Source organism: Providencia vermicola, assembly GCF_010748935.1.
GTDB lineage: Bacteria > Pseudomonadota > Gammaproteobacteria > Enterobacterales > Enterobacteriaceae > Providencia > Providencia zhejiangensis.
Window position 1 is genome coordinate 2,277,440 of sequence record NZ_CP048796.1, and the last position, 13,274, is coordinate 2,290,713.

At 35.3% G+C, this 13,274-nt stretch carries 14 protein-coding genes and 1 pseudogene; 2 read left to right on the top strand and 13 right to left on the bottom strand.

The features are described from left to right. The first annotated feature begins 97 nt into the window (after positions 1 to 97). Positions 98 to 1,681: a phosphodiester glycosidase family protein gene (locus tag G3341_RS10200; protein ID WP_163861609.1), complete on the top strand. Its 1,584-nt coding sequence runs from the start codon at positions 98 to 100 to the stop codon at positions 1,679 to 1,681. A 54-nt stretch (positions 1,682 to 1,735) separates the two neighbouring features. Here the strand turns inward: G3341_RS10200 and G3341_RS10205 are convergent, their stop codons facing one another. The 7 genes and pseudogenes from G3341_RS10205 to G3341_RS10230 form a co-directional block, all read right to left on the bottom strand. After that, positions 1,736 to 3,301 carry a phosphodiester glycosidase family protein gene (locus G3341_RS10205; protein WP_163861613.1) on the bottom strand — a complete coding sequence of 522 codons (1,566 nt, stop codon included), beginning with the start codon at positions 3,299 to 3,301 and terminating at the stop codon, positions 1,736 to 1,738. A 994-nt stretch (positions 3,302 to 4,295) separates the two neighbouring features. Further along, positions 4,296 to 4,769: a hypothetical protein gene (locus G3341_RS10210; RefSeq protein ID WP_163861616.1), complete on the bottom strand. Its 474-nt coding sequence runs from the start codon at positions 4,767 to 4,769 to the stop codon at positions 4,296 to 4,298. A gap of 16 nt (positions 4,770 to 4,785) precedes the next feature. After that, positions 4,786 to 5,013, bottom strand: a complete 228-nt coding sequence (locus G3341_RS10215; protein ID WP_163861618.1) for an ECs_2282 family putative zinc-binding protein — start codon at positions 5,011 to 5,013, stop codon at positions 4,786 to 4,788. A 699-nt stretch (positions 5,014 to 5,712) separates the two neighbouring features. Then, the gene (locus G3341_RS10220) at positions 5,713 to 5,961 is read right to left on the bottom strand and encodes a DUF7079 family protein (RefSeq protein ID WP_163861621.1); all 249 of its coding nucleotides are present in this window, start codon (positions 5,959 to 5,961) and stop codon (positions 5,713 to 5,715) included. Positions 5,962 to 6,085: 124 nt separating this feature from the next. Further along, complete coding sequence (locus G3341_RS20715) at positions 6,086 to 6,229, bottom strand: GNAT family N-acetyltransferase (protein ID WP_244316420.1); 144 nt, start codon at positions 6,227 to 6,229, stop codon at positions 6,086 to 6,088. Then, a pseudogene (locus G3341_RS20720) lies at positions 6,230 to 6,582 on the bottom strand (GNAT family N-acetyltransferase); the annotation flags it as partial. A 27-nt stretch (positions 6,583 to 6,609) separates the two neighbouring features. Continuing rightward, positions 6,610 to 6,828 carry a hypothetical protein gene (locus G3341_RS10230; RefSeq protein WP_163861624.1) on the bottom strand — a complete coding sequence of 73 codons (219 nt, stop codon included), beginning with the start codon at positions 6,826 to 6,828 and terminating at the stop codon, positions 6,610 to 6,612. Positions 6,829 to 7,044: 216 nt separating this feature from the next. On the opposite strand from G3341_RS10230, the gene G3341_RS10235 reads away from it, so the two are divergent. Beyond that, positions 7,045 to 7,212: a hypothetical protein gene (locus G3341_RS10235; protein WP_163861627.1), complete on the top strand. Its 168-nt coding sequence runs from the start codon at positions 7,045 to 7,047 to the stop codon at positions 7,210 to 7,212. Between the two features lie 343 nt (positions 7,213 to 7,555). Here the strand turns inward: G3341_RS10235 and G3341_RS10240 are convergent, their stop codons facing one another. From G3341_RS10240 to G3341_RS10265, 6 genes are all read right to left on the bottom strand, one after another. Beyond that, positions 7,556 to 8,077, bottom strand: a complete 522-nt coding sequence (locus G3341_RS10240) for a hypothetical protein (protein WP_163861631.1) — start codon at positions 8,075 to 8,077, stop codon at positions 7,556 to 7,558. Beyond that, on the bottom strand, positions 8,074 to 8,337 hold the full coding sequence (locus tag G3341_RS10245) for a hypothetical protein (RefSeq protein WP_163861634.1): 264 nt from the start codon (positions 8,335 to 8,337) through the stop codon (positions 8,074 to 8,076). The genes G3341_RS10240 and G3341_RS10245 overlap by 4 nt, the downstream gene beginning before the upstream one ends. A 195-nt stretch (positions 8,338 to 8,532) precedes the next feature. Then, a complete protein-coding gene (locus G3341_RS10250; protein WP_163861637.1) occupies positions 8,533 to 9,585 on the bottom strand; it encodes a hypothetical protein in 1,053 nt (350 codons plus the stop codon). 356 nt (positions 9,586 to 9,941) lie between these two features. Continuing rightward, positions 9,942 to 10,277 (bottom strand): hypothetical protein, encoded by a 336-nt coding sequence (locus G3341_RS10255; RefSeq protein ID WP_244316422.1) that lies wholly within the window; start codon positions 10,275 to 10,277, stop codon positions 9,942 to 9,944. Positions 10,278 to 11,402: 1,125 nt separating this feature from the next. Then, the gene (locus G3341_RS10260; RefSeq protein WP_154623238.1) at positions 11,403 to 11,636 is read right to left on the bottom strand and encodes a YgdI/YgdR family lipoprotein; all 234 of its coding nucleotides are present in this window, start codon (positions 11,634 to 11,636) and stop codon (positions 11,403 to 11,405) included. Between the two features lie 325 nt (positions 11,637 to 11,961). Continuing rightward, positions 11,962 to 13,245 (bottom strand): arsenic transporter, encoded by a 1,284-nt coding sequence (locus G3341_RS10265; RefSeq protein ID WP_154623239.1) that lies wholly within the window; start codon positions 13,243 to 13,245, stop codon positions 11,962 to 11,964. Positions 13,246 to 13,274 lie beyond the last annotated feature (29 nt).

The following is a 13,274-nucleotide window of genomic DNA, read 5'->3' on the forward strand; positions in this document are numbered from 1 at the left end:
CTATATATTCCACCAAATAGTTAAATTATGATGCATGTTACATATTGTTCATCACGAATTATGTATCCTCGGTACTTTGACACCTGAGGAAATTCTAATGCGAAGAATAATATTACTGGCATTACTTACGGCGGCCCCCTTATTAAGCTATGCCTCTGATTGGATTGTTCCTGATCTAAATATCGGAGAGCCAAAATTGAACCAGTCCGTAATTAAAAAAGATTTGAGTGAAGGAGCCACTCTGTATGAAATAAAAAGAGGAACAGTAGGGAAGGATGGGTATATTCTTTCCACTGGTGTAATAAATTCTCAGACAAAACAAAAATATATAGACGAACTTAAAAATTTAAATATTCCCTTTGAAGTCAATTTCGCCCCTGAAACAGCGCCACTAGGCAATTTCATTGGCCCCATAATTAGAATTAAGGGTTTTAATAACCAAAATGAAGCTAAAGACAAGGCGGATAAATTACAAGCCAAAGGCCTTGAATTTAATGTGCGGTATAGCGCACAGGAAGGTTTGCATACAAGTGGGCCATTCGATATTAGCGTATTAAAGATTGATTTAAATAAATTTGATGGGAAGATTGTTAGCGCCCTAGCTAAAGATACAATACAGGGAGCAGAATCCGTTACATCAATGATTGACAGAAAAAAAGCAATCGCAGGCGTAAATGGTGGTTTTTTTGCCTTTGATAATTCAGTCGGTGATTACGGCGCTCCAGCAGGTATATATGTAAGTAATGGAGAGTTGATACGCGAGGCTACAAATAATAGACCCGTCATTATTTTTGACAACAGTGGTAATAAAACAAATGTATTTTTTGGAACGTCAGTGGTAACAAAATCATTTATAACGCAAGGTGACCTGAGTTACCAAATAAACGGGTTAAATAGAGTTCCGGGAAAATTATTAAATTGTGGCGGTTATGAAAGCAAGCCAACAGAAAAACCTGTTCATGATTTTGTGTGTCACAATGATAACGAAGTTATTGCTTATAACCGCATGTATGGAAACCACACCCCAAATGTAACGGCGACAGAAATAATAATAAATAAACGTGGCGATATTATAAGTTATTCAGATAAAGTAAATACAAAAATAGAGAGTGATAAAACTTACATTCAGGTGACTGGTAATAAAAAGTTGGAATTGAAGAAAGATATACCCGTGAAGCTAGTTCACAAAGTGTTTATTGATAATAAAGAATTCACACTCAAGCCTGGAATAACAATGATAAGTGCGGGGCCTTCTCTTCTTGTGAATGGAAATATTCCTATTGAAATCAGAGCTACTCAGGGCTGGGATCCTTACCCTAAAATAAAGGAGCTTAACCAAAGTCAAGACGATGATGGATTGTCACTCGCAAATGATTCCGAAAATAGAGAGGGGTTTTATGAAGGCTGGGTACTTCGCCGGCACCCTCGGACAGCTATTGGTATCACTAAAGACAATGTTCTTTTCATCGCGGTTGTTTATGGAAGAAATCCAACTAATTCAGAAGGGGCAACCATTACAGAAATGGGGCGTTTAATGAAGGCGCTAGGCGCTATCACTGCGATGAACCTTGATGGTGGCGGGTCATCAGTGATGATTGTAGACGGCAAGCCTACAGGTCCCTTTTCTGATGAAGAAGAAAGGTTAGTCTCGGATGCCATCCTTTTGATTAAAAATAACTAACCAATGTTACCTTGCTCAAAAAGAAGAGCAGTAAACTCAGCTCTTCTTTTATCACTATTTATTGATAGATAGCCCTAACCATGAAGGTACTGGTCTATGTTTACCGTCGGGCTGAGATATTAATGAACACCAGACCCCCGACGTGTCGCATGATGAGGAAGGCCTTGCATCTCCCTTAACGACAAAAGCATTACTGTCTATCGCAATGGCGGCAGACCCACCTCCATCGAGTTCCATTGAACTTGAAACACCTAAACCATAATACAGATTTTTAAGATCCGTTCTACTTATCCCATTACGGTAACTTCCGCCTTGAAACACATAAATCACACTATTATTATCGTCCGCGGCAATGCCTATGCGGGTAGTTTCTGACGAACCCGAATCAGGTGTAGGTTTTGGTGAAACAACACTAAGAGGTAATCCTGTTCCTGCAATAGCAAGGAATTTATAACCACTATTGTCTAACTCTATAGCATGTTGTTCGATCGCTGGATCAGATACACCGTTGCTGTAATATACTTCAATGCTTGAATTTAAATCCATTTTCCAAAACAGGGCATCAAGCGGCGCTTTGCTGCCATCTTCATCAATGAAATAGCTAGGCCCCGCAAAATACTTATTGGGTTCGTTGTGAGTACCTTGTGTTGGCCCGTTAGAAATATTATCAAAATAAATCCCCAAAGGCGTTGAGCATTTATTGCTTTTCCAAGTCGCTCCATTTAATTGAGGCCTCACATCAAAGTAATTTGCATTCAGCGCTACTAATGGCTTTTCAAGCTTTAACCAAGCCTCGTCTGGATTATATAGCTCAGCATACTCAAGCGTACCGTCTGACGTGCGGGCGGAAGCAGTGCCTTCGCATCGAGCTGCTTCCCCTTTGTGAGTATCACCCAGCAAATGAGGAATAATATATTTCTCATTATTTCTCACCCTCGGTATAATTAATAGATTCCCTTTATTCGCAAGGGTATATTTTCCAGAGCCTGTGCTCATTGGGATTTCGTAGTTTCCACCAAAAACGATATGACTTGGTTTGCCAGTTTGCAAAGTTTCTTTTTTAGCCTCATTAATTAACGCCATTACTGCATCGTTGGTGTAGTTAGGCTTTATATAGCCATTCCCAGTACGAACATTATCACCTCTTATTTGGAATGAACCAACAGTACGGCCATTATTTCTAAACATCAACCAAATTTGTTTGATAGTTATTTCATATTCCCCAGACTTTGCAGCAGGATACTCAAACCGCTTCATATACTCACTAACCTTGCCAACATCCTCAGTTATTCGCATAACTTCAGTTTGACCAGTTAACTTATGTTCTATATCAACAATAATATCAATTGAGGTTTTATTATAACTTGCCCCGCTAAATTTGATATTATGCAAATAAACATCAACAAATAATGGTCTAATTTCCTTTCTATCGCATATGTCTGTATTAATACTTAAAGAGACTTTCTTATTATCGTTGTTTCTATTTTCGAATGTATAATATAAACGTCCCCAGCAATTCCAATTTTCAGATCTTTCACTACTATATTCGTCAATATAATTAGCATGCACAACGGAGATATTTAACCCTAATAGAATAGCAAGAATAGAGTATTTAAACATGAGTTAATTTCCTATATTGTATTAAAATGATACCTTTGATTTAATTTTTAATTGTATTAGCTGAAACAATTCCAATTTCAATACTTAAATTTCAAATAATTAATTCACCATGTCATCCTCAAATTGATTTCGATTAAATAAAGTTATAGATGAGTAAGTAAAATTACGCAAACTTAAAAGATATTAATTGTCCTTACGAATAAAGAAGAATCCACAGAATAGTATTATGTTCTTAGACTGATAAGCTATGTACGCCTAGTAAAATTCATTTTTCGATATAAAGAACCTCAAAAATGAACGTAAAACGTCTTGACAACAAAGTGTATGTTCTTACTTGGCTGGTTTGTGGATTCGCAGAGACGCTAAGGGTAGAAAGAGATTTTATGGCTACATCAATAACAGCATACGTATACAGAATTGGTTGTGACTATTATTAAAAGGGTTAATGCACACCGGTAGATATTTCTTCAAGGGTAAAGCTCAGGCTAGTTCATGTCATTTATACATTAGATGTCAGGTATTAAGAAACCAACTCAGATAACCGATCATATGTGGTAAAGGGAAGGGGGATAATACTCAACCGTAATAGTCCTAGTTCTGAGCGTTTTACACTCATAACCATTTCTTCAGGAAATTATTTTTTATTCGCTTCTCGGTACGTAATTAAACATACTAAACCGTAAATATTATTTAGTTCACTTAATGTATAACGCTATGTTACAAAAGGGTCCTGAGCGATTGCGGTAGAATGGTTTTGGGGTTTACCGCAATCGGGAAGGTTCATCTTTACATATAGAGTGCATTGTGCGAGCCTATCTTATTACTTTCCAATTCCAAAATAGGCACATACAATGATAAGCCCAAATATCAGCATAACTCCTGTATTAAGCCCCATTTTAGGCTCCTAATTTTTATTTATTTAAGCGTCCAGTATCAACCATTTTACTAGTTATGACACCATTTTCAGTAACTAAATTATTTTTCATATTACACATCAAAAATTGATATAAATATCTTTTACGTTATATTTATTACTATCATCAGACCATGATAATTCTATTTTATATTTAGATTTCATACCTAAATATGTGCTAGCTAACAGCTCGATGTCTTCGTGAGGATGAAGCATTTCATAAGGAAATTTGTCTTTTAAATCAGAAGTTAATAATGGATTATGCTCACTATCATCAATTTTCAACATTACATTGTAAGCTGTTGATTTTCCTTTGTTAAATACTTTTACTCTTGTGCCTTTTCCTATTTTTAAAACTCTAGCGCCTAAGTCAGCTTTCTTATTTTCAATAAAACTTTCAGTTTCTTTTTCTAATAAAAGCCTTGTGAGTTCATTTTGTCTTTCTTCTAGAATTTTATTTTCTTTTTTATTTCGCCTATTTCTTATCTCGGATGAAATCACAGTATAAATGGAAACAATTAAAGCAAATAAAGCAATCCAAGCACTCGCATCCATTTTTAACCTCTATTTATTATTTGAACGATTTCTTAAACATTTTTTTTATGTCTTTAATAATATCTTCTTTCATTTCGTTAACATTGGCTTGAATGTTTTCATCATTTTCCCGAATTAATTCATCTTTCGTTAATTCATAGCCACAATCAAAGCATTTAGTAGCATCTTGCTCTCCATATATTTCAAATTCAGTATTGCTACAGACAGGACAGTGTAGGGTAATAGATCTGTTATGCTTATTCATTTTAACCTCACTAAAAGTTTTAACTCTAAAACTCCCCGTCCTGTGTACTACGGGGGTAGTCTCAAGACAATTACGGACTTTCCGTAAAATAACTAATTATATCGGGTTCATTTGAACTTACCACGGAGACCTAAGATTGTACATAATGATAGCAGATGATGAAAATAACATCTATTTAGTGCCTAAACGAACCAACACGATTAACCAGCCAGAACACTGGATTTCTTCATTTCACTTTTGGGTTCGCATAATGCATATTATGTTAAATAGAATATAATGACCAATAGCTTCATAAGATGAATCCCTTTCAATGAATTAGCGCTTCTAACCCCTGTTGATTCAGATACGTGTTAAAAATTTAATCACTTCACTTCTCGCCAATCTGTGCATTTTAATGAGATACGTAGTACAGCATGGATAAGAAACAAATACTGACCTAAATCGATGAGCAAACCAACTCTTCCATCCTTGTTTGTTGCAATATACTCAATAAGAAAGCTTTCACTTCTACGTTTCCGCACCAAGAAAAGGAATTGTTCACGCTGAAGTATTTCTTTAAGTGTTGGGAAAATAAATTCAGTAAAAGATTCGAATTTTCTTTCGGGGAATCTAACGACGATATTGCAAATTGCATTTCTGAATTGGATGGTTTCTATCATCACTTGGGTAATAAAAAAGTACTAAAAGCATAGTTTCAATTCAAAATGTATCTTTTGAATCATGCAAAAATAATTGCTCTTCATCAAAAAAATAACAAACAGGCGGAACTGGCGATATAACATTGAAGTAGCAAGCTGGAGCCACATAATTAAACAACACATCTTCAATGTATTTAATATCATAATTTTTAACCATGTAAGCTATATAATCGTAGTCTATAGCGTTATCAACAAAAATAAGTGACAACGTCACATAAAGACGTTCTTCATTATTTAACGAATTGCCCATTTCGTAAGCTCTTCTATTTCATCATCAAGACTATCCGTTACAACTGTTCCGGAAATTATTGCACTTAAGGATTGCGCCGGTGCTTTTACCCTTATTCAATAAACTCAGGATGATATTGAACGGTTTAGCGAAGAATTAACGCCATCAGAATTTCATCCCGATATTCCGTGCCCTCTTTCAGTGCACGAGGTTCCACACCGTAGATTTTGAAACCCTGTTTTTCATAGAGCTTGATAGCGGCGACATTTCCATCTACTACGCTCAGCATGATTTGTTCAACATGCTTAATCGCATAATTTTTCACTGACTGTAATAGTTTTCAGCTATACCTAACCCTCGAAATTCAGGCTCAACAAAAACACTCGATAAATAAGCTTTGTGAGCATCTTTAACGCCATCCTCTTGTTTAAAAACACACAAACCGACAATCTTTCCGTCTATGTATGCACCGAATGCCGTAAAACTATCCAACCGTTTTACAAATGATTGAAGTGGCTGCTTTTCCTCACAATCATAAGTGGAGCCGAACATCTCTGGCGATTTCTTCAACGCTGACAAGCGAATGTTACGAAAATCTTGTACATCAGCTATTCCGAGTAGGCGAATTTTAGGTTCAATCATAGTATTAATTTTATTTCCTGATTATTGCTAGTTAACATCAACACCAAAAATTGGCCATGCTTTGATCTCATTGAGAATCACTTGATTAAGCTTATCAATATCCGCGCCATCACAGACTTGTATTATTACCCCGTTAATCACTGTAATATAAAAATCAGTAAAGGTATGTTCATCCTTAAAACCCCCCTCTAATCCCCAATAAATCACAGAAAAAATGCAAAAATTCCTTTTCAGCCTCATATTCATATAACTTAACTTGAACATGTAGATTTATAGAAAAATTATGGCATCAATCGAATAGTCGAAATATCTATCACTCTACCACTTTCTTCACAAATGTGGCTTTGGCATCTAAAACCTTTCCATCTTTGCTGACTGGTAACATTAATCCAATTTCTGCACCCGTCTCTTTATCCACTAATATTGAACGTGTATCGTACTAAACCGGAAGCAAACAGCAGAATGATCAGCTTATATATGATGTTTTATGCAATAGGTAGTGGTTTGGGCGCTATCAGCTCAACGGCCATGTATGCTTATGCAGGTTGGAATGGTGTTTGTATTTTAGGTGCATTAGTTAGCGTATTTGCACTTATTATTTGGGGGATAACACACAACCGCTCTTTTTGAAAACAGAAATGAAAGAAAATTGCGTTTTACCCGTTATTGGCGGCAAATGTGCAATTGGCAGTGGGATTTATGACTTTAGGGGGGGATTAAAAAAGCAGCGAATTAACCTGACCGATCATCTCTGATTCTTGTAGGATAAAATTGGGCTTGCAAAGATCGTGGAAATTTGGTTTAGCGAAAAGGCACGAGCGCTACGACCGTTGCAATGATTATTAGCATCCCAAAACCGATACTTTATTTTTTGAAGGTATAGGCTGGCGTAGACTGTTCATGGTTGGGTAGCTAAATTATTAGCTACCCATATTTATATGCTAATCAAACCAACCAACTATTTCTAACTTACCTAAATAATAATTAGTTCTCCGCAATAATCTGGTGTCATGTTTTTTTTGTGCATTCGAGTATCGGTATCTACAAGGTTTTTGATATGTTCATAAAAAGTCCAATGAGTTGCTTCGACCGTGTCTTCATTCTCATCATAATGATAAACCAAGTCTGGGGCATCAGATTCAGTTAACAAAAAATAATATTGAGTTTGATTCTCAAATGATACTAAGAATGGTTTTTTATTAACTAATTCCCAGAGCTGCAATGAACATAAATTATCTCGAAGTGTTAATTGAGAAAGTACATGAGAGCGAACACTTTTGATTTCCCTGTAAAACATAAGCAGGTCATCACCAAAAAAGCCACCGCTGCATCGGCCCATACAGCTCAAAAAATCACGAAGTTGGCCAACTACTTTAATATCGTAGAGGCGCTCAATTTTCTGTATTTCATCTCCTGTATATCCTTTGATTTTACTTATATCTATTTCTAACTCGGGATATACAGCGTGTAAATATGCGATTAATGATGTGCTCATTCTTTTCTAATTCCTGTTGTGCCTTGGTAAATAGTTATATTAAAACGTTCGTTTTGTTTTGCAAACTCCAAGCTAGTTTGCTGGCAACCATCACACATACCGGGCACCTTTTGGGATGTATTCTCTACCGCAATCGCAATTTCGGCGTTTTTACCTTTGTAATTATCATTTATATCACTAAACAATTTCTGCTCGGCATGATTGTAATTAGTTTGGCCATTGCTCGTAGAGACACTTGGAATACTTTTACTATTACTCACAACAACTTTATAATTAATACCATCAACGTTAAGTAAAAATAAAATTTATCGAGCTAGTTATCATAATGGAGTGTGAAGCCTAACGAACGTGAGCCACACTTCACCCGCGACATTGTTATTTACGTCCACTACAGCCAGTATGATTTGTTCCACATATTCGCTTGCGTAATCCTTCACTGCCTGTAGTGATACCGCTTAACGCATAATAACGGAAAGTTCCACGGAACCACGTGCTACGCCGGTTATCCCTGCCCCCTTTGAATATAACTCATATTCAAGCGTTTTCGTCATATTGATATTGTTTTCATTTGCGTTAATACGCCCAAGCTCGACCATCGTCTGATCTAAACGTATCGGTAATTTAGAACCGTTATGGTGTACAAATAATTTCACATATGCAGCAGCTCTACGACTTGCGTTGTTTAAATTAACATCAAAAGCATTACCAGAATAAAACTCTGGTTTAACGTTAGCTGAAATTCCGATATAGGCGTCAACTTGATCTTTAAATTGGCTACAATTTATCGTCATAGGACGTTGAACAGAAGCTAACAAAGTACCTTCAGCCGCACCTGAGTCTTGAATACCAAAATTAATTTTATTCGCAGTCTGTAAATTACAAGTTAGTCCAGAAACCGTGATATTTATTGGATCTGATTTTGGCACTAGCACCGACCATACGCCTTCATACTGAGTACGCCAATCTTTAATAGAAGTCCCTATATTATCCCTTAAATAGTATCTTCCACTTTTTTGATTCCCTGTTCCGTAAACTAACAAACGCCCCGTCACTGTTACATTATGTCGTAGAGTAATTACAGGTGTTGATTGGTAAGGTTCAAAAATACAGCTTCGAGAATGTGGAAATTGATTAGTACCAGACCCCCAACCATTGAAATGTCCTGTTACTGTGTCTATCCGTTGGTAAGGATACGTATCTCTTGTTCGTCTATTTGTAAAAGTAAATTCAGGCACTAGCATTAAATCATTACTAATTGGTATCCCAAATACACCATCAATTTCCATCAAAGTAGAATCATTGCATTGATTGAATACACCATTAAAAAAATTGGTTAACGAAACATACGGATAAACATCACCAACATTAGCGTATGTAATATGAGTGTTAGTTGTCGAATAATAACCAAATACCCCGACTAAACCTCGCCCATTGAATACCTTAACGTCCGCAGCGAATGTTGGTAACGTTATACTTGTCAAAACCATTGCTAATAAAATCTTTTTCATCATTTTACCTAAAAATTACTGGCATGTTATAGAAACCACTATAACTAACTCCTAAAGTTGTTATCGTATCTTTACATTCCCAATAATCTTTTAAAATAAATTGAATCTCATTTGCCAAGTGTTCGATTTATATAAGATAAAAAACGACTGTATTGATATCCGCTTAACCACAATGCAACATTATCTTTTAGGCGATAGTCCGTATGGTTAAATTATGAAAAACTACCATCAGGGTTTTATCTCTATCTTCAGTCCCTTTTTGAGAGTCAATCACAGTATTAAATCTACTGTCATGATTATTGGTGAGCTATCGCTAATTTTAAAATGCCTAGTTTAAAATCAATCTTACGATAAACTTAACGCATAATGACGGAAAGCTCCACGGAACCACGTGCTACACCGGTTATTCCTGTCCCTTTTGAATAAAGTTCATATTCAAGCATTTTTGTCATATTGATATTGTTTTCATTTGCGTTAATATGCCCAAGATCGACCATACTCTGATCTAAACGTATCGGTAATTTAGAACCGTTGTGGTGCACAAATAATTTTACATATGCAGCAGCTCTACGACTTCCGCTATTTAAATTGACATCAATAGCATTACCAGAATAGAACTCTGGTTTAACATTAGCTGAAATTCCGATATAGGCATCAACTTGATCTTTAAATTGGCTACAATTTATCGTCATAGGACGTTGAACAGAAGCTAATAAAGTACCTTCAGCCGCACCTGAGTCTTGAATACCAAAATTAATTTTATTCGCAGTCTGTAAATTGCATATTACTCAATTGACGGGATTGACGGAGATTCTAATCCAAAAAAAATTTTTTTCTAGAGGGGGTATTCATGCAGTGAGTAAGCAAATGTAATTGGCTTTTATTTTTAATAAGTCAATGATTAAATATTCTTCATTAAAAATGAAAGTAAAACACCCTGTTGTTCTTAGCTGCGATTTAACACTTATTTAACTTACTCATATTATGCACATCATTGCCAGAAAATAATAACTCTATGAATAAAAAGATATTTTTACATTTCAAATAATAATCTTTAAATTGATTTGAAATAAAAAATTAACATCAAACAAAAAAACAACACATAATACATATTAAAAATTGAAACTCATCAACCCCCTAATTAAGGTTGAATATTGAATTAAAAACAGATTTTTCTTAACAATTATTATTGTTTTATTGAAATATATGTTTACATGTAGTTACTAACATATAAATATAATAGCCTATTACTTAAATATTTTTTTAATTTAACTAAAATTTTTTACTGCCAAATGTAAGAATATATACTATAAGTATAAAAAGATGTGTAAATACTCAATTCGTATCCTTAAATTTAAAACCCAACATAGTGAAGTAGTGTTATTATTCCATTTTGTAACAATTTAATGTATCGAAAGCATTTACAGTAAGATAAGGTGTTAGCAATTAGTAGTTAATACTGATTTAAGGCATTAATATCATATTATTTGAGTTTATTCACAATATTGTTTATGGAGTGATTATCGTAAGAAACTAAACTTGCATGATTGAAGATAGTGTTTTCATCTTCAGGATGATATGTATTGATAATAAGATGAATACAGCAGATACTTATTGATAATAATACTGACGACTTGGTTAAGGCGGTTAAACTCAGTTTCACATCTGCTTGATGAACATTAATTGATCATTAATTTGCTTTTTTATAACCAAATCACATCGAAAAATTCCTTTCAAGAAAACATTTTATTTCTTGAAAGGAATATAGCCGCATCGGCATTATGATAATGTCACTACTAAATATTTTAGTTTAGTCATTAATTTTCAAGTTCACTCATATTGGTGATCTCATTGCGGTTAATTTGCTCATTTTTTCCTGTTTGAGCATCTTTATAAGAAACCAATCCAGTATCATTATCAACCTGAGGTTTACCATCGGTGATAATAGTACGTCCATCCGTGGTTTTTATTGCTTGGTTTGAAGAGCAGCCTGTTACAGTAAAGGCGACAAGAGAGCTTAGAATAACAGCAAACAATGTAACTTTTTTCATATGTTCTCCTTATGTATCGATATTTATGTAACAAGTTCAGTATAGGTAAATTTCTATGCATTGTTAACCTATCCTATGAATAATTACTTAACTATAAAAAATTTTCATTAACGTAAATAAATTTATTTACATATGAATTTATTGATTTATGTGACAGTACCTACCCTAAATAAATTATTTACCGTCAAAGATTGGCTTCAGGAATAGCGGTATAGACATGATTTTGAGTGTCAGCACATCAATAAATTATTCCAACAAAGCCAACGTTCATCAGATAGGATAACATTGCGTTTTTTGGCGGCGTTCAACACAATGCCACATTCACTTAAATAGATAGTCTGAGTGCTAAAGCAATCAATGTTACTGTCAGCACAGGAATGGTCATAATAATACCGACTTTAAAATAATATCCCCATGTAATAGTCATATTTTTTTGCGATAATACATGTAGCCAAAGTAAAGTCGCCAAACTTCCAATCGGCGTAATTTTAGGCCCCAAATCAGCACCAATAATATTCGCATATACCATCGCTTCCTTGATCAGCCCAGTAGCACTGCTGCCCTCAATTGACAACGCACCGATCAATACAGTTGGCATATTATTCATAATTGATGATAAGAAAGCAGTGATAAATCCAGTGCCTATTGTTGCGCTCCATAAACCGCCATCAGCAAGATAGCTTAATATGTTTGAAAGATAAGTGGTTAATCCTGCATTTTTTAAACCATAGACAACCAAATACATACCCAGTGAGAAAATCACTATCTGCCATGGCGCACCCTGTAATACTTGTCGGGTATTGATCACGCGACCTTTAGAAGCAATAACCCAGAGAATTAACGCCCCTATCGCAGCAATAGCACTTATTGGAAGACCTAAAGGTTCTAATACAAAAAAACCTATCAATAACAGTACCAATACAAAGCAACCTGCCTTGAATGTTTTTAGATCTTTAATCGCTAAGGTTGGTTTACTGAGCTTTGTTACATCATACTGCTGTGGAATATCTTTGCGATAAAACCAGTGTAATATCACTAATGTTGCAATGATCGATGCAATGTCGACGAAAACCATAATGGATGCATATTCAGAAAATCCAATATTGAAAAAATCGGCAGAAACAATATTAACTAAATTAGAGACAATCAGTGGTAAGCTAGCTGTATCTGCAATAAACCCCGCCGCCATGACAAAAGCTAACGTTGTTCCTTTATTGAACCCCAACGCCAATAGCATAGCGATAACGATGGGGGTTAAAATTAAAGCTGCTCCATCATTGGCAAATAAAGCGGCCACCATTGCACCAAGCAAAACGATATAACTGAATAGTAACCGCCCTTTTCCATTCCCCCATTTAGCAACATGTAATGCAGCCCATTCAAAGAAACCGCTTTCATCTAAAATCAAACTAATCATAATGATGGCAATAAAAGTGGCCGTTGCGTTCCAAACAATATTCCAAACAATCGGAATATCTTGAAAATTAATCACACCAAAAGTGAGTGCCAATATTGCCCCTATTGTTGCACTCCATCCGATGCTAAGCCCCTTAGGCTGCCAAATAACCAACGTGATCGTCAGAACAAAAATGAATACTGCAATAAACATAACAACCTCAATTTCTAAAGGCTAACTCG